A 17,388-nucleotide genomic window follows, 5' to 3' on the forward strand; every position below is an offset into this window, starting at 1 on the left:
GCCCGGCGCTAGCCTCGTGCGTTTCCGCACGCAAAGGCCCCAAGCCATGAGTAGAGCGCAGCATCCACACGAGCTGCTGGAGCAGGCAGCCCAGGACCAGATCATCGCCAGACGCTTGCCCGACTGGCTACAGTCGGGCAGCCCCGAACAGTTGGCTGTTTTGCGTCAGGCATTGAACGGCGGTTTGCACTGCCGCTACCGCATTGCCGAGTTGCTGGCGGGCATCGACAGTATCGAGCACTTTGCCGCAGTGGCCTTGCAGCAGGCGTTGCGCGAACGATTCAAGGTAAGCCAACCGCTCAGCCAACTGTGGTTCCGCGCAGCGTCTGAACGGCCGTTGAGCACCTATGCACCGATACGCGTACCCTTGAGCGAGACGGTGTACTACCAGACGCCATTGCTTGAAGCGGCGTTGCGAAACTTCACCGCTATACAAGCCCAGGCCAATGGCCAGGCACCCGGAAACGGGGTTCGTCACACCAATGACTCCGCGACTGGCCTGCCCAGTGCCGTACAGTTCGCCAGATTGGTGCGCGAACTGGACTTGGGCCAGCGATACCAACGCCATCTGGATGAGCAACTGAAAGCGCCGTACGCCCAGGCATTGCTGGCCGACGGCATACGCCATGGCATGCTGGTCGATGCGTTCAAGGCGCGTCATCAAGGTGTGCTGAGCAATGCCGAGCTGGAGTTGGTGATGGGGCTGTGGCGTCAAGGTTGGCTTCCCCCGCTCAACGACGCGCGGGTTGTGGGCAAGCGTCTGGAGCTGCTGGGCTGCCCGCTGCAGCAAATTGTGGTGTTCGATGTGCGTGATGAGACCTTCGCGCCTATCTATACCTCTACTCGGCGTGTGCTGGTCTATGTTCCCGGTGATCCGCATGGGCCCTGGAGTGCATACGACACTTTGCAGCAGTTCGCCCGCAAGGTCCTGGGCCAACGCTTGCGCAACGTCGAATATCGGCAGTTCTTCACGCGCTTCATACGCCATCGTGACCGCCAGACATTTTTTACCAAGGTAGTTGCTGGTTATGACGACCTGCCTATCTGGGCAAACATCGACCTGGGTGAGCACACGGTGCCGTTGGGTGGCTACCTGTTCAAGGATCTGGCCGCCATGCGCGCTGCCCAGGTCAAGGATGACGCGGCTGTGGTGGCCACGCCTGTGGCCAGGCTGGACCGCGAGCTTCAGCAGGCCCATGAGCGGCACCTGGCAACCTTGGGGCTGTCACTGCTCACTGCCGCCAGTCTCTACATGCCAGCCCTGGGCGTCGCATTGCTGGCCCTTAGTGCATGGCGGTGGCTGGGTGAAGTGTTTCTCGCCATCGAGGCCTGGCAGGAGGGCGATACCCGCGAAGCCCTGGAGCACGTCACCCAGGTTGCGACCGACCTTGCCGTGATCGCTGCCACCGCTGCAGGGGCCACGGCGGTACAGCGGTTGTGGAACCGATCGGTACTGGTAGATGGCCTGCAGACGGCGCACCTGGAGGACGGAAGCCAGCGCCTTTGGAATGGCGATCTTGCCGCGTTTCGCAGCACAACCCCGCCTGCCGAGGCCATATGCGATGAAGCCGGGGTTTGGCGACTCGATGAACAAGCCTGGATTGCCATGGAGGGTCATTACTACAAGGTGACCCAACGGGCTGTTGACGACCATTGGCAATTGCAACCGCGTGACGGTCATGGCCCATTGTTGATACACAATGGTGCAGGGGCCTGGCGGCTGTGGAGTGAGCAACCCACGCAGTGGCGTGGTAGTCGTTACCTGTGCAGACGCCTGGGTGGGCAGCTGGCCCAGCTCGATGACGAACAGCTCGATCAGTTGCTGGCCGTGCATGACGTGCACGAGGACCACTTGCGTGCGTTGCATGTCCTGGGGCGCGCTGCGGAACCTGGTTTGCTCGACAGTGCCCGGCGCGCACTGCTTGAGCGGCGGGTTCGTGTGCTGGTAGGCCAGTTGCGCTCGGAGCAGACGGTTGAAGACAGCGTGGCGCTTGAGCAGTTGCGCGGCCTGCCTGGTGCGCAGGGGCTTTCCGAACGGGCCTTGGCAGAACTGGGCTGGAAGCAGCGGCGGCTGTTGCAGCATCGCCTCTATACCTGGCTGGAGCCGCGGCCTGATGATGCACAGGCCGCATTGCAGCGTGCGTTTCCGTCACTGCACGGTCCGGCTGCCAAGGCGTTGCTGGCGCAGGCCAGTGTTGCGGATCGCGAGCGACTGCTGGCAACCGGACGGGTGCCGTTGCGCCTGGCCGAGCATGCAAGGCGCATGCTGTTGCCCATCCGCATGGCGCGTGTTTATGAGGCGTTGTACTGGGACACGCCGCAGGGCCTGGACCTGGCACGGGTTACGCTACGCATGCTCGGGTATTTGCCAGCGGCCCCCAGAGGCATACGCTGGCGATTGTTCAACGAGGCTGTCAGCGATTCGCCATTGCTAGTCATGGACACAGGTGCACAGGTATGTGACCTGGTTTACCAGGCGGGCGCTTTCCGGCGCTTTGATACGCAGGGCCGGCCTGCAGGCAACGCGGGTGAGTTGTTCGAGGTCATGGGGGCAGCGTATGACGCTGAACTGCAGACCGCCTATGAACTGGGGGAACCCTTTACCGAGCGGTTGCGAAGACAGGTCACCCTACTGGCCCAGGCCCGTCGCCAGGAGGTCGAACAGATACTGAGCCCTGTGCTACCCGGCACTGCGCGCTTGCCGGCACGGCTGGCCGATGGCCGAGTCGGCTACCCCTTGAGTGGCCGTGGTCCAAGGCATTGGTTGCTCGGTAATCGACCCGGCCCATTCATGCGTCGGGTGCGTTACTTGTACCCCTCGTTCACGGATGAGCAGGTATTTGCCTGGATAGAACAGGCTCGTGCCAGCGTTATTGGCCTGGAGGCTACACTGCGCCAGTACGAGCAGGCCTATACGGCGCTCAATACCGAGTTGCGTTCGTGGGTCTATGAGGGGGACACCCCAGAGGAGCGGGAGAACCGGCGCAGGTTGAGGCGGGCGCTGCGCAATTGCTGGCAGCAGCTGCTGGCAATCAGCGAAAACGGCGAGCCGTTGCAGGGTAACCACCGTTGGGAACTGGCCTACACGCGCACAAGCACCTTGCCTGAGCTTTCCAGCCAGGTGCAGTTTGAGCTTGTCAATGTGCTCACGTTGCAGAACATGCAGCTTGAGCACGTGCCAGACAGCTTCCTGCGCGCATTTCCGAACATCTTCGGCCTTGAGTTGCCACACAATCGCCTCACGCGTGTACCGCAATTACTCCTGAGCATGCCTAATCTCCGGTTCCTCAACCTGAGCAACAACCACATCAGCCTGGACTCAGGCCAGGCGACGATTCTTGCCAGTTGCCCAGGGCTGGTCTCGATCAACTTGTCTCACAACCCCCTGGGGCGACCGTTCTCGTTAAGCGGCCTGCCGGCTCTCAGGGAGCTGAGGCTCGCTGACGCAGGTTTACGGTACCTGCCCTACTACTTGATGCAGAGTCCATTACTGAGAACGCTTGACCTGCGTGACAACCTGCTTACAGGCGTTGCGCCGCGATTTTATGAGTCCCGCCTGTGGATCGAGGGCGATGTGCAACTGCAGGGTAACCCGTTCACCGCAGCTGAAGCGCTGCGCTTTCAAGAGGCTTTGCGTTCTGCTGTTCCCACCACAGAGGAGAACGCCACGCTGAGAGCGGCGCGCCTGCATTGGATGGACGCTGCTGGTGTCGAATTGCGCACTGAGCTCGGCGCGCACTGGCTGAGGCTACAGTCGCCGCCAGCTTCCGCAGAATTCTTCCACCTGCTTGAGCGGTTGATGGAAACCGCTGACTTCCAGAGCCATACCGGGGCACGCTACCTCGCCAGCCGGGTGCTGGAAATGTTGCGAGCCATGGCGACGTCGACAGAACTGTGTGAGTCGATGTTCAGCAATGCCGCACGGTTGACCTGCCAGGACAGCGTAGCGCTGCGTTTCAGTGACCTTGAGCTGCGCATGATGGTGTGGCGTGCTGAAACCGACGCTACGGCGGGTAATCAGGAGCCGGCCTTGTTACGTCTGGGGCGCCAGTTGTGGCGGCTGGATGAACTTGACAGGGTTGCGCTTCAGGATATCCAGGCGCGTCAGCTTGATGGCGGCGACCCGGATCAAGTGGAGGTTGCGCTGGCCTACCGCCTGGCGTTGCGTAACGACCTCGACCTGCCTGTGCGTACCAATGGCATGGCGTTTCGGCCCGTGGCGGGTGTTGATGCGGCACGTATCGCCCATGCCCGCCATCTGGTGTTGAGCAGCGAAAACGGTGAGCGGCTGGCCAGCTCACTGATCGAGCGGGACTTTTGGCAAACCCACCTGCGCAGCGCCCACCGTGAAAGTTTCGACGCCCTTGATGCCCCCTTCCACCAGCGCCTGGAGGCGTTGCAGGCGGACTCGAGGGCGCCTGAGGGAGAACGCCTGGTGGCAATCAACCGCGTCGCCAGCCAGCGCCGGCTCGCCGAGCGGGAGCTGATGCACGAGCTCACACTCAATGCATTGGATGTGCACAGCGAGCTGGATGTGATCTACCTGCGCTAAGTGGCCGCACGGCGGTCAGGCAGCCGTTATCTAGTCGCCAAGCGGCGGCCCCCTGATGGACTATGCTCTGGTTCGAGGGCGGCGTTATTGCGGGGGCCGTCCTGGGGCGGGACACGCCAAGTTACTTTTGTGCGCGCCATCCGCCCGGCGAGTTGGTTTAGGCTCGCACGTCGGATCTTTCTCCATGATCTGTAGTCTTTGGTTTATCGAGAGAATAAGGAGATACACATGCTCGTCCGGTCACTGACCCTCGCCACCTTGCTTGCTGTTGCTGGCCCCTTGTTAGCCGCAGACAGTGACGCGCCGTTGGCCAAGGAACTGGGCAAGGCCAGGCCATTGGTTGTGATTGCCCCGAGCAGCGCCGACCCGACCTTGCGCGGGCTGAACAAGGCCCTTGAGGACCCGGCCACCCAGGCGAAGTTCAAGGAGCGCAACCTGGTGCTGTACAGCGTGGCGCAAATGATGGGTAAGCGCGAGGACAAGAACCTTGAGCAGCAGACCACCATGGCCCTGATCCGTGAGCTGAAGCTGGGCGCGAGCAAGGGCACCAAGGTGATTCTGGTGGGCAAGGACGGTGAGCGGCATGTCCTCAAGGACGACGAAGACAACACTGCCCTCGATCCAGAGGTGATCTTCAAGGCTGTCGATGAACTCCCCGCCAGCGAAAAGGCGGTCATGGCACCTGAGCCTGTGGCGGCTGCGCCGGCAGCGGATGCCAAGGCCAAAACCAAGGACAGCAAACCGGCCAAGCCTGCCAAGCCGGCGGCACCTCCCAAGCCGCTGGAAGACTGAGCATCGGGCTCGCTTGTTCAGGCTGCCTCATGCCCCTGTAGGAGAAGCCTTGTGCTGCGAAGAGGCCGGTAAGGCAAAAGATCCTCTTTGATGCAATTGGCCTCATCGCCGGCAAGCCAGCTCCCACAGCTGCAGGGCAGCCCCAGCGATATCACCTGCCGAACCGCGCCCTGAGCCAATGATCCAGGCTCAGGCGCCCAGCCCCTCTCAGCAAAAGTGGCAGCAATGCTACCAGGTAGATCAGCGGCAGCTTGTAGTTGCCAAAGCCCTGGTCGGTAATCGCATACCCCTGCGCCAGCTCGGCCAGGCTCGACCAGTGCGCTGGCCAATGCACCGCGGCAATCGCCACCATGGTCACCACCATCAACCCTGCTGATGCCAGCCGGGTACCTAAACCCAGCAGCAGTAGCAACGGCAGGATCAGCTCTGCCCACATCGACAGCTGCCAGTTCAGCTCGGCGGGCAGGTGGTTGAAGGGGAACGGGAAGCTGGACTGCAGGTCAGCAAACCAGTTGCTGCCATTGAGTTTTTCCAGGCCGGATTCGAAAAACTCCCAGGCCAGGAACAGCCGCAATGGCAGGTCGGCGCTCCAGGTGCCAACGCGGTCGAAGGAGGTCAGGGTGCGGGTCAAAGTGGTCATGTCGGTATGCTCTCTTGAGGGCGGGCTATTCAGGAAAGGGCGCGAGCGCTGCGGCGTTGCTGGCGGGCCAGCTTGGCGGTGAGCTTGATGGCAATGGCACTGAACATCAGGGCGAACGCCAGCGGGTACCAGCCACCCAGGGGGATGCGTTTGTAGAACGACAGGCAGAACACCGCAGCCAGCAGCCACATGCCATTGCTGTGCAGGGCCTGCCAAGCACGGCCGCCCAACAGGCGCATGGGGGCCTTGAACGAGGTGACGGTGAGCAGCAGCAGGAACAGGTAGCCAAGGCTGCCAGGCAGGCTGGAGGTGAGCGTGCGGCCAGCCCAGAACAGTTCCGGGAATTGCTGGGCGTAGCGGTAGATCAGCAGGCCATGCACGGTATGCGAGAAGGCGAATGCCAGGCCTATGTGGCGCCTTTCCTGGAGGATACGGCGGCTGATGCTGCCGGGTAGCAAGGTCACCAGCGACGAGGCCAGGAATGCCAGCAGGAACAGCGCGAACGAGCTGCGTGCGGTAGCGCGTATGGCGCTGCGCAGGCCGTCCGGGTCAGCTTGGCTGACCAGCACCACGGCGGTCATGGCCAAGGTCAGGCCGGCGAGGGCGGCGAACAGCTTCCAGCCGGAGGGCAGAGTGAGGGGCTTCATCAGGGGGGACTTCCGGGTTTGGTTGTGTGACCGGGAGTGTGCGGGGGTGGGGTATCTGCAGTGTGTCGGGGGGCTGGGGTTGTGTATCGGTTTGTAGAAACGATGCCCGCTTTTTGTAGGAGCGGCCTTGTGTCGCGATAGGGCCGCGAAGCGGCCCCGGCAATTCATGCTGCGAAGCTGAAAACCTGGGGCCGCTTCGCGGCCCTATCGCGACACAAGGCCGCTCCTACAAGGGACCGCGCCTGCCTTTCAATGCAGTTCGATCTGTGCGCACAAACCACCGCTTTTGCGGTTGCTCAAGGTCAGCCGGCCGCCCATGGCCTGGATCAGCTGGTGGGCAATCGCCAGCCCCAGCCCGGTGCCGCCGGTGCTGCGGTTGCGTGAGCCTTCCACGCGGTAGAACGGCTTGAGCACTTCGTCCAGCTCGCTACCGGGTATACCTGGCCCGTTGTCGAGCACGCGGATTACCGTCATGGCGCCCTCGTGGCCCACCTCCAGCTCGGCGGCACCGGCAAACTTGAGGGCGTTGTCGATTAGGTTCACCAGCACCCGGCGCAGCGCATGTGGGCGGGTCTCCAGCAGGCTGCCAGTGCTGCCGTGGCGTTCGACCTGCGCGCCGCTGTCCTGGTAGTCGAACACCAGGCTGTCGAGGAAGGCGTCGAGGTTGACCCGGCACGGGGCTTCGGTGCTGGTGTCCATGCTACGGGCATAGGCCACGCCTTCGCGTACCAGGTGCTCCATTTCGCCCAGGTCGCTCCACAACTTGTCTTTCTCGACCCCTTCGTCCATTACTTCGACGCGCAGCTTCATACGCGTGATCGGCGTTTGCAGGTCGTGGGAAATGGCCGCCAGCAACTGCATGCGCTCCTTGAGGTGGGTGGCAATGCGCGCTTGCAGGGCATTGAAGGCCACGGCGGCGTAGCGCACCTCGCGCGGGCCGCTTTCATCCAGTTGCACGCCGGGCTGGTCCGGGTCGAGGTTGTCCACCGCTTGAGCCAGGCGGGTCAGCGGGCCGATGGCCAGGCGCACTGCCAGCCAGGTGCACAACAACAGCAAGGCCAGCTGGATCAGCAACACCACGGGCAGCCAGCGGGCCACCGGGACCGGGGATGGGGTGACGTCGATGGTCAGTGGTGTGCCGTCGGCCAGGGTCAGGTGGGCCTGGAAGTGCGCATTTGGCCCGGGGATTTCCTGGAAGGTCAGGTGGTAGTCGCTGCCGAGGGCCTTGACGATCGACTCGGCGGCCATGGGTGGGTCGCTGCTGGGCATCGCTTCGCCCGCCAGGCCCTGGTCCAGGCGGTAGCGGTAGGTACGCCGTTCCAGGCGCGGCAGCCAGGCGGCACGTTCGGCCGCGGGCAGGCGGTTGAGGATGGCCACTGAAGTGGCCACGTCCTGCTCCAGGTTGCTGAGCATCATCGAGCGGCTGCTGGTGTAGCGCTCGTAAGCCTGCAGGCCAAACGACAGGCCATAGGCCAGCACCAGGCCGGTGAAGAAGATCAGCGCCAGGCGTGAGGCCAGGGTGCGTGGCCACTTCATGACGGCGACTCGAGCAATTGCACCGGCAGCGAGAACACATAGCCTTCACTGCGCACGGTCTTGATGCAGCTGGCCTCGCGGGCGTCGTCGCCCAGGCGCTGGCGCAGGCGGCTGACCAGCAGGTCGATGGAGCGGTCGAAAATGTCGGCCTCGCGTCCCTGGGTCAGGTTTAGCAGCTGTTCCCGGCTGAGCACGCGCTGCGGGTGGTCGAGGAATACCCGCAGCAGGCGGTATTCGGCGCCGCTCAGGGCCACCAGGGTGCCTTCGCTGTCAAGCAGGTGGCGCGCGGTGGTGTCCAGGCGCCACTGGCCGAAGCCGAGCAGGCGGCTGCTTTCGCTGATGGTCAGGTTGGGCGGCAGCATGCGCGTGCGGCGCAACACCGCGTTGATGCGGGCGAGCAGTTCGCGGGCAGAGAATGGCTTGGTCAGGTAATCGTCGGCACCCATTTCCAGGCCGATGATGCGGTCGGTTTCGTCGTTGCGGGCGGTCAGCATCAGTACCGGGGTGTTGCGATGTTTGCCGGCGCGCAGCTCACGGCACAGCAGCAGGCCGTCGTCGCCGGGCATCATGATGTCGAGCACGATCAGGTCGACGCTGTTGGCTTCGAGGAAGGCGCGCATCTGCCGGCCGTCGGCGACGATGCTGGTGCGCAGGCCGTTCTTCTTCAGGTAGTTGCCGACCAGTTCGCGGATCTCGCGGTCGTCGTCGACGACCAGGATGTGATCGACGTGTTCCATGCGCAGCGTTCCTGTGTAAAGGGGAGTTCGGCGCAGTGTACCGAGCGCGTTCGCGCTTGCCTGCGGGGTTTTGTATTGCAGTGTATCTGGTGCAGGCACAGATACAGCAGGAAGCACATCACAGCTTTGGGCGACACATATGGGATACCTGGCAGGCGTGAAATGGCTCTCGACCGGGGAGCATCACTCCCCACCGCCAAGTGATACACAGGAGAGATGCCATGAACGTCAAGACCCTCGCCAGCGCCAGCCTGTTCGCCGTGCTCAGCTTCGGCGCCATCGCCGCCCAGGCCACCACTGCCCCGATGCACGATGCCGGGGCTATGCAGTACCACTACGGCGACCATCTGGACGTGAAGAAAGTGCTGTCGGTGCAGGATAACCAGAGCAACGCTTGCGGCCCGGTGAACACCCGCATGGACTATCTCGACTCCAAAGGCCAGCAGCAGAGTGTGGAATACCGCACCTACGCCACCGGCGGCTGCCATGAGAATTGATCGGCGCTTGCTGTTGAAAGTGGGTGGTATTGCCCTGGCCCTGACCGGTTTGGGCCTTGCCGGGCACTTGATGGCGCGCGACAGCTACGGCGCCATGCCGTCGCTGTCGGGCGCCAGCCAGTGGCTGAACTCGGCGCCACTGGATGCCCCGGGGCTCAAGGGCAAGGTGGTGCTGGTGGATTTCTGGACCTGGGACTGCATCAACTGCCAGCGCAGCCTGCCGCATGTGAACGACTGGGCGCGGCGCTATGCCGATCAGGGGCTGGTGGTAGTCGGGGTGCACACGCCGGAGTACGACTACGAGCACGATGTCGGCACTTTGCGCGACAAGGTCGCCAGGTTGGGGATCGCTTACCCGGTGGCGGTGGATAACGACCACAAGGTGTGGAATGACTGGGGCAACCAGTTCTGGCCGGCGCATTACTTTGTCGACCGCAAGGGGCAGGTACGCCACGTGCACTTTGGCGAGGGGGACTATGGTGGGCAGGAGCAGGTGGTACAGGCATTGCTGGATGAGAAGGGGTGATTACCTGTGCTGGCCTCTTCGCGGCGGTTCGACGACTCGATGAACCCGTTCCTGCAAGGGCTCCGTTAACCCTTGTGGGAGCGGGCAAGCCCGCGAAGAAGCCAGCACCGATCTCTATCAGGTGAAGCTGGCGAAGTGCGCCTGCATCCGCTCTGCATCCGCCTGGCGCCCGCTGAATAGCTCGAACGCCTTTACTGCCTGGAACACCGCCATGTTGCTGCCATCCAGCGTGCGGCAACCCAGTGCCCGAGCTGCGCGCAGCAGCTCGGTTTCCAGCGGGAAGTAGATGATTTCCGCTACCCACAAGCGCGCATGCAGCAGTTCCACCGGCAGGGGGGTGCCCGGCAGTTTGGCCATGCCCACCGGGGTGGTGTTGACCAGCCCGTCGGCCTCGGCCAATGCCGTGGCCAGGTCGCTGCCGACCACGGCGCGGCCAGCACCGAAATGGGCGTTCAGGTTGTCCACCAGTGCCTGCGCACGGGCCGCATCCACTTCGAACAGCACCAACCGCTCGACCCCTTCACCCAGCAGGGCATGGGCCACTGCGGAACCGGCACCACCGGCACCCATCTGTACCACCTGGCGGCGTGCCACGTCAGGCAGGCCGCGGCGCAAGCCTTCGGCAAAGCCCAGGCAGTCGGTGTTGTGGCCGACCCGCTTGCCGTCCTTGAGCACCACGGTATTCACCGCGCCGATACCGCGGGCTTCGTCTGACAGTTCGTCGAGCAGCGGCAGGATTGCCTGCTTGAACGGGTAGGTAATGTTGAGCCCGGTGAAACCGGTGTGCTGCGCGGCATCGAGCAGGCCGGGCAGGGCGCTGTCGTCCAGTTGCAGCTGGTCGGCGTCGATCAGCCGGTACAGGTAGCGCAGGGCTTGGGCGTCACCTTCGTGTTCGTGCAGGGCAGGGGTGCGCGACAGCTGGATGCCGCGGCCGATCAAGCCGGCGAGGATGGCTTGCTGGTTCATGCCGTGCGCTCCTGGAACATTTCGGCGAAGTGGCTGATGGCCATGCGGTAGCCGTGGCTGCCCAGGCCGCAGATCACACCTACAGCAATGGACGATACGAACGACAGGTGGCGGAACGGCTCGCGCTTGTGCACGTTGGACAGGTGCACTTCGATGACCGGCAGTTCGCTGGCCACCAGGGCATCGCGGATGGCTACCGAGGTGTGGGTCCAGGCGCCGGGGTTGATCACGATACCGGCGCAGCGGCCACGGGCGGCGTGGATCCAGTCGATCAGTTCGCCTTCGTGGTTGGTTTGCCGGAATTCGATTTCCAGGCCGTGGGCACGGGCAGTATCGGCACAGCCCTGGCCTACGTCGGCAAGGGTTTCGTGGCCATATTGGGCAGGCTCGCGGGTGCCCAGCATGTTCAGGTTGGGGCCGTTGAGCACAAGAATGAGAGGCTTCATGACGGGCATCGCTTTGTTGTTGTTGAATGCATCTAGTTTTGTACTGACTGGTTAGTTTCGTCAATTGGACTAGATCGCCGAGCCGGGAAAGTGGGCGATTATCGAACCGTGTACGCCGTTACAATTGCAGTGCCTGGTAGATCGAGCGCCGCGCGGGCGGCGCTCGATCTACCAGGCACTGCAATTGTCGTGGCGAACATCCTGCCTGATTACAAAATTGTAATTTTCCCGCCACCGCCCCGATAACCACGGCTTTCTACAGTCCCTCGCCAACGCTTCGCCGACGAGGACCTGTTCCGTGCCCATCCCCCGCAAGATCGCCTTGCTCTGCCTGTTGCTGGCTGGCGCCACCAGCGCCCAGGCCAGCCAGAGCCTGAGCCTGCCCCAGGCGCTTGCCGCCGCCTTTGCCCAGAACCCGGAGCTGGCTGCTGCCGGCCGCGAAATCGGTATCGCCGATGGCGAGCGGCGCCAGGCCGGGTTGATCCCCAACCCGGAGCTGTCCTGGGAGGTCGAGGACACCCGCCGCGATACCAGCACCACCACCGTCACCCTCGGTCAACCACTGGAGCTGGGCGGCAAGCGCGGCGCACGCATCGCCGTGGCCGGTGCCGGCCAGGCCATTGCCCAGCTGGACCTGGAGCGCCAGCGCAATGGCCTGCGTGCCGATGTGGTGCAAGCCTTCCATACCGCCTTGCGCGCACAAACCGCGCTGGAGCTGGCGCAGCAGTCGCAGGCGTTGACCGAACGTGGGCTGCGGGTGGTGCAGGGGCGGGTCACTGCCGGCCAGTCGTCGCCCGTGGAAGCCACCCGTGCCCAGGTGCAACTGGCCCAGGCCCAGGCCGAAGTGCGCCGTGCACAAACCCAGCGCAGCGTGGCCTACCAGGCCCTGGCCCGGTTGACCGGCAGCCCGCTGGCAAGCTTCGACCAATTGCGGGCCGCCAACCTTTCGCCAGGTGTTGCGCCCAACACCGACATCTTGCTCGACCAGGTCGAAAAGACCGTCGAATGGCGCTTGGCCGCTGCCCAGGTCGAGCGTGGCGATGCGTCCTTGGGGGCGGAAAAGGCCCTGCGGATACCCAACCTCACCGTCAGCCTCGGTAGCCAGTACAGCCGTGAGGACCGCGAGCGGGTGAATGTGGTTGGCCTGTCCATGCCGTTGCCGCTGTTCGACCGTAACCAGGGCAACGTGCTGGCAGCCGCACGCCGCGCCGACCAGGCGCGTGACCTGCGCAACGCCGTGGAACTGCGCCTGCGCAGTGAAACCCGTAGCGCAGTCAGCCAGTGGGATACGGCGATGCAGGAGGTGGACGCCTATGACCGCACCATCCTGCCAGCTGCGCAGCAGGCCGTGGACACTGCCACCCGCGGTTTCGAAATGGGCAAGTTCGCCTTCCTCGATGTACTCGACGCCCAGCGCACGCTGATCGAGGCCCGCGGGCTTTACCTCGAGGCCCTGGCCTCGGCCACCGACGCGCGAGCGCAAGTCGAGCGCATCTACGGCGACCTCGATGGCCTTGGCAACAAACCGAATAGCAGGAGCAACAATGACTAACCCACGCAAGTTAGCCCTTCTGGTCGCTGCCATTGCCGCGCTCGGCCTTGGTGGCCTGGCCTGGACCGGCAACCTCAGCCAGGCGAGCAAGGCTGAAGCCCGCCACGACGACCATGGCGAAGACAGCCACGGCCATGGTGAAGAGCAGGCCGCTGAAGGCCATGCAGAGGAAGGGCACGCTGAAGAAGAGGGCCAGCTGCACCTGTCCATCGCCCAGATCGAAGCTGCCGGCGTGCAACTGGCCGCCGCGGGTCCCCGTGAGTTGGGCACCGCCATCAGCTTCCCGGGGGAAATCCGCTTTGACGAGGACCGTACTGCCCACGTCGTACCGCGTGTGCCTGGCGTGGTCGAGGCGGTGCAAGCCGAGCTGGGCCAGGCGGTCAAGCGCGGGCAGGTGCTGGCAGTGATCGCCAGCCAGCAGATCTCCGACCTGCGCAGCGAGCAACAGGCCGCCCAGCGTCGCTTGGAGCTGGCGCGCCTGACTTTCCAGCGCGAACAGCAGCTGTGGCAGGAGCGTATCAGCGCCGAGCAGGATTACCTGCAGGCGCGCCAGGTGCTGCAAGAGGCCGAGATCGCCTTGGCCAATGCCCGGCAGAAGGTCGCCGCCGTGGGCCCCGCCGGCGCCGGCAACCGCTATGAGTTGCGGGCACCGTTCGATGCGGTAGTGGTGGAGAAGCACCTGACCGTGGGCGAGGTGGTGGATGAGACCAGCAACGCCTTCACCCTGTCCGACCTGAGCCGGGTATGGGCCACCTTCGCCGTGGCCCCACGCGACCTGGACAAGGTGGTGAGCGGCCGCCATGTCACGGTCAGCGCGCCGGACCTGGGCGCCCAGGTCGAGGGCAAGGTCAACTACGTCGGCAGCCTGCTCGGCGAGCAGAACCGCGCCGCCACGGTCCGTGCCACCCTGGCCAACCCCAACGGCGCCTGGCGCCCTGGGCTGTTCGTCAACATCGCGGTCAGCGTCGAACGCTTCAATGCCGCCGTAGTGGTACCGGAAAGCGCCTTGCAAACCTGGGAAGAGCAGACCGTGGTGTTTGCCCGCACCGAGCAAGGCTTCGAAGCCCGCCCGGTAACGACCGGTCGCCGCGATGCCGGCCAGGTGGAAATTACCACGGGCCTTGCCGCCGGAACCCAGGTGGCGGCTGCTGGCAGCTTTGTCCTCAAGTCCGAGCTGGGCAAAGGCTCGGCCGAACACAGTCATTGATCACAGGGACACCTGCATGTTCGAACGCCTGATCCAATTTGCCATCGAGCAGCGCCTGGTGGTGATGCTGGCCGTGGTCCTGATGGCCGCGGTGGGTATCCACAGCTACCAGAAACTGCCGATCGACGCTGTACCGGACATCACCAACGTCCAGGTGCAGATCAACACTGCCGCCCCCGGTTATTCGCCGTTGGAGACCGAGCAGCGCATCACTTTCGCCATCGAGACCGCCATGGCCGGCTTGCCCGGGCTCAAGCAGACCCGCTCGCTGTCGCGCTCGGGCCTGTCGCAGGTCACGGTCATTTTCGACGATGGCACCGACCTGTTCTTTGCCCGCCAGTTGGTCAACGAGCGCCTGCAGGTGGCCCGCGAGCAGTTGCCCGACGGCATCGAGGCGGGCATGGGGCCGATTTCCACCGGGCTGGGCGAGATTTTCCTGTGGACCGTGGAGGCCGAAGAGGGCGCACTGAAAGAAGACGGCACGCCCTACACCCCGACCGACCTGCGGGTGATCCAGGACTGGATCATCAAGCCGCAGCTGCGCAATGTGCCGGGGGTGGCCGAGGTGAACAGCATTGGCGGCCATGCCAAGCAGTACCTGATCGCGCCGGAGCCCAAGCGCCTGGCGGCCTATAAGCTCACCCTCAACGACCTGATCGCGGCGCTGGAGCGCAACAATGCCAACGTCGGCGCCGGTTACATCGAGCGCAATGGCGAGCAGTTGCTGATCCGTGCGCCCGGCCAGGTGGCCTCGGCCGAGGACATCGCCAACATCGTCATTTCCAGCGTCGACGGCACGCCGATCCGTGTCAGCCATGTCGCCCAGGTGGGCCTGGGCGAAGAGCTGCGCTCGGGTGCAGCCACCGAGAACGGCCGGGAAGTGGTGCTGGGCACGGTGTTCATGCTGATTGGCGAGAACAGCCGCACGGTGTCGCAGGCGGTTGCCGCCAAGCTGGTCGACATCAACCGCAACCTGCCCAAGGGCGTGGTCGCTGTGACGGTGTACGACCGCACCAACCTGGTGGAAAAAGCCATTGCCACGGTGAAGAAGAACCTGGTCGAAGGCGCGATCCTGGTGATTGCCGTGCTGTTCCTGTTCCTGGGCAATATCCGCGCCGCGCTGATCACCGCCATGGTCATCCCGTTGTCGATGCTGTTCACCTTCACAGGCATGTTCAGCAACAAGGTCAGTGCCAACCTGATGAGCCTGGGCGCGCTGGACTTCGGCATCATCGTCGACGGTGCGGTGGTGATCGTGGAAAACGCCATCCGCCGCCTGGCCCATGCCCAGCAACGCCACGGCCGCATGCTGACCCGCGCCGAGCGCTTTCATGAAGTGTTCGCCGCCGCCCGCGAGGCACGTCGGCCGCTGATTTACGGTCAGTTGATCATCATGGTGGTGTACCTGCCGATCTTTGCCCTGACCGGGGTCGAGGGCAAGATGTTCCACCCCATGGCCTTTACCGTGGTCATGGCCTTGCTCGGCGCGATGATTCTCTCGGTCACCTTCGTGCCGGCAGCCATTGCCCTGTTCGTCACCGGCAAGGTCAAGGAAGAGGAAGGCCTGGTGATGCGCACGGCGCGCCAGCGCTATGCCCCGGTACTGGCCTGGGTACTGGGCCGGCGCAAGCTGGCATTTAGCGCCGCAGCCCTGCTGGTACTGTTGTCCGGGGTGATGGCCAGCCGCATGGGCAGCGAGTTCATCCCCAGCCTCAGCGAGGGCGACTTCGCCCTGCAGGCCCTGCGCGTGCCGGGCACCAGCCTGTCGCAGTCGGTGGACATGCAGCAGCGCCTGGAGCAGGCGATCATCGCCCAGGTGCCGGAAGTGGAGCGGGTGTTCGCCCGTACCGGCACCGCCGAGATCGCTTCTGACCCTATGCCACCAAACATTTCCGACGCCTACGTGATGTTGCGCCCGCGCGAGCAATGGGTGGACCCGGGCAAGCCACGAGATGAGCTGATCGCCGAGGTACAACGCGCGGCGGCCAGCGTACCGGGCAGCAACTACGAGTTGTCACAGCCTATCCAGCTGCGCTTCAACGAGCTGATTTCCGGGGTGCGCAGCGATGTGGCGGTTAAGCTGTTCGGTGATGACATGGATGTGCTCAACCGCACCGCCGCACAAATCGCCAGCAGTTTGCAGGGCGTGCCCGGTGCCTCCGAGGTGAAGGTTGAACAGACCACCGGCCTGCCGGTGCTGACCATCGACATCGACCGCGACAAGGCCGCCCGCCATGGCCTGAACGTGGGTGATGTGCAGGATGCCATCGCCATTGCCGTGGGCGGGCGCACGGCTGGCACGTTGTATGAAGGCGACCGCCGCTTCGACATGGTGGTGCGGCTGTCCGAAACCTTGCGCACCGATGTCGACGGGCTGGCCAGCTTGCTGATTCCGGTGCCGGCCAGTGCCGCCGCAGGTGCTGCGCAAATCGGCTTCATCCCGCTGTCGCAGGTGGCCACGCTGAACCTGCAACTGGGGCCGAACCAGGTTAGCCGCGAGGATGGCAAGCGGGTGGTGGTGGTCAGTGCCAACGTGCGTGGTCGCGACCTGGGTTCGTTCGTCGAGGAAGCCGAACAGGCCTTGATTGGTCAGGTGCAAATTCCGCCCGGTTACTGGACACGCTGGGGTGGGCAGTTCGAGCAGTTGCAGTCGGCGGCCGAGCGCCTGCAGGTGGTGGTGCCGGTGGCCTTGCTGTTGGTCATGGCACTGTTGCTGATGATGTTCAACAACCTCAGGGATGGCTTGCTGGTATTCACCGGCATTCCGTTTGCCCTGACCGGTGGAGTGCTGGCGCTGTGGCTGCGGGATATTCCGTTGTCCATTTCTGCGGGGGTGGGGTTTATTGCCCTGTCGGGGGTGGCGGTGCTCAACGGGTTGGTGATGATTGCCTTTATCCGTGGCCTGCGTGAGGAAGGGCGCACGTTGCGCGCGGCTGTCGAGGAGGGTGCACTGACCCGTTTGCGGCCGGTGCTGATGACGGCGCTGGTGGCGTCGCTGGGGTTCATACCGATGGCCCTGGCGACCGGGACCGGGGCTGAAGTGCAGCGACCGCTGGCGACGGTGGTGATTGGTGGGATTCTGTCTTCTACGGCGCTGACCTTGTTGGTTTTGCCGGCTTTGTATCAGTGGGCGTATCGGCGGGAAGAGGTGCAGGAGGGCTGAGATCCTGGGGCCGCTTTGCGGCCCATCGCGACACAAGGCCGCTCCTACAGGGAATCGCGTCAGCCGAAACTGATGCGGTCCCCTGTAGGAGCGGCCTTGTGTCGCGATGGGCTGCGCAGCAGCCCCA

Annotated in this window: 13 protein-coding genes; 7 read left to right on the forward strand and 6 right to left on the reverse strand. The window is 64.1% G+C overall.

Annotated features, from left to right (window positions below; genetic code table 11):
- The first annotated feature begins 46 nt into the window (after positions 1–46).
- Both ACIP1G_RS20620 and ACIP1G_RS20625 read left to right on the forward strand, forming a co-directional pair.
- The gene (locus ACIP1G_RS20620) at positions 47–4,552 is read left to right on the forward strand and encodes an NEL-type E3 ubiquitin ligase domain-containing protein (protein WP_400740321.1); all 4,506 of its coding nucleotides are present in this window, start codon (positions 47–49) and stop codon (positions 4,550–4,552) included.
- Between the two features lie 228 nt (positions 4,553–4,780).
- Complete coding sequence (locus ACIP1G_RS20625) at positions 4,781–5,344, forward strand: DUF4174 domain-containing protein (protein WP_400740322.1); 564 nt, start codon at positions 4,781–4,783, stop codon at positions 5,342–5,344.
- 151 nt (positions 5,345–5,495) lie between these two features.
- Here ACIP1G_RS20625 and ACIP1G_RS20630 read toward each other — a convergent pair whose 3' ends face one another.
- From ACIP1G_RS20630 to ACIP1G_RS20645, 4 genes are all read right to left on the reverse strand, one after another.
- Entirely contained in the window at positions 5,496–5,984 is a 489-nt protein-coding gene (locus tag ACIP1G_RS20630) for a DoxX family protein (protein WP_400740324.1), read from the reverse strand.
- 29 nt (positions 5,985–6,013) lie between these two features.
- Positions 6,014–6,631, reverse strand: coding sequence for a ferric reductase-like transmembrane domain-containing protein (locus tag ACIP1G_RS20635; protein ID WP_400740326.1), 618 nt, complete (start codon positions 6,629–6,631; stop codon positions 6,014–6,016).
- Between the two features lie 249 nt (positions 6,632–6,880).
- The gene (locus ACIP1G_RS20640; RefSeq protein ID WP_400740328.1) at positions 6,881–8,167 is read right to left on the reverse strand and encodes a sensor histidine kinase; all 1,287 of its coding nucleotides are present in this window, start codon (positions 8,165–8,167) and stop codon (positions 6,881–6,883) included.
- Positions 8,164–8,904, reverse strand: coding sequence for a response regulator (locus ACIP1G_RS20645; protein WP_346644106.1), 741 nt, complete (start codon positions 8,902–8,904; stop codon positions 8,164–8,166). The genes ACIP1G_RS20640 and ACIP1G_RS20645 overlap by 4 nt, the downstream gene beginning before the upstream one ends.
- A gap of 221 nt (positions 8,905–9,125) precedes the next feature.
- Here ACIP1G_RS20645 and ACIP1G_RS20650 point away from each other — a divergent pair, with 221 nt between their 5' ends.
- Positions 9,126–9,401, forward strand: a complete 276-nt coding sequence (locus ACIP1G_RS20650; protein ID WP_400740330.1) for a DUF2790 domain-containing protein — start codon at positions 9,126–9,128, stop codon at positions 9,399–9,401.
- Positions 9,391–9,927: a thioredoxin family protein gene (locus tag ACIP1G_RS20655; protein WP_400740332.1), complete on the forward strand. Its 537-nt coding sequence runs from the start codon at positions 9,391–9,393 to the stop codon at positions 9,925–9,927. Before ACIP1G_RS20650 ends, ACIP1G_RS20655 begins: the two co-directional genes overlap by 11 nt.
- A gap of 117 nt (positions 9,928–10,044) precedes the next feature.
- Here the strand turns inward: ACIP1G_RS20655 and ACIP1G_RS20660 are convergent, their stop codons facing one another.
- Together ACIP1G_RS20660 and aroQ are read right to left on the reverse strand one after the other, a co-directional pair.
- Complete coding sequence (locus ACIP1G_RS20660) at positions 10,045–10,893, reverse strand: shikimate dehydrogenase (protein ID WP_400740333.1); 849 nt, start codon at positions 10,891–10,893, stop codon at positions 10,045–10,047.
- The gene (gene aroQ, locus ACIP1G_RS20665; protein WP_400740335.1) at positions 10,890–11,339 is read right to left on the reverse strand and encodes a type II 3-dehydroquinate dehydratase; all 450 of its coding nucleotides are present in this window, start codon (positions 11,337–11,339) and stop codon (positions 10,890–10,892) included. Before aroQ ends, ACIP1G_RS20660 begins: the two co-directional genes overlap by 4 nt.
- Positions 11,340–11,637: 298 nt before the next feature.
- On the opposite strand from aroQ, the gene ACIP1G_RS20670 reads away from it, so the two are divergent.
- From ACIP1G_RS20670 to ACIP1G_RS20680, 3 genes are read left to right on the forward strand one after another with little or no spacing between them, the layout of a single operon-like run.
- Positions 11,638–12,891, forward strand: coding sequence for a TolC family protein (locus tag ACIP1G_RS20670; protein ID WP_400740337.1), 1,254 nt, complete (start codon positions 11,638–11,640; stop codon positions 12,889–12,891).
- On the forward strand, positions 12,884–14,098 hold the full coding sequence (locus ACIP1G_RS20675) for an efflux RND transporter periplasmic adaptor subunit (RefSeq protein WP_400740339.1): 1,215 nt from the start codon (positions 12,884–12,886) through the stop codon (positions 14,096–14,098). Before ACIP1G_RS20670 ends, ACIP1G_RS20675 begins: the two co-directional genes overlap by 8 nt.
- Positions 14,099–14,114: 16 nt before the next feature.
- Positions 14,115–17,261, forward strand: a complete 3,147-nt coding sequence (locus ACIP1G_RS20680) for an efflux RND transporter permease subunit (protein ID WP_400740341.1) — start codon at positions 14,115–14,117, stop codon at positions 17,259–17,261.
- Positions 17,262–17,388 lie beyond the last annotated feature (127 nt).

It is taken from the genome of Pseudomonas sp. NPDC089392, assembly GCF_044749595.1.
Classification (GTDB): Bacteria; Pseudomonadota; Gammaproteobacteria; order Pseudomonadales; family Pseudomonadaceae; genus Aquipseudomonas.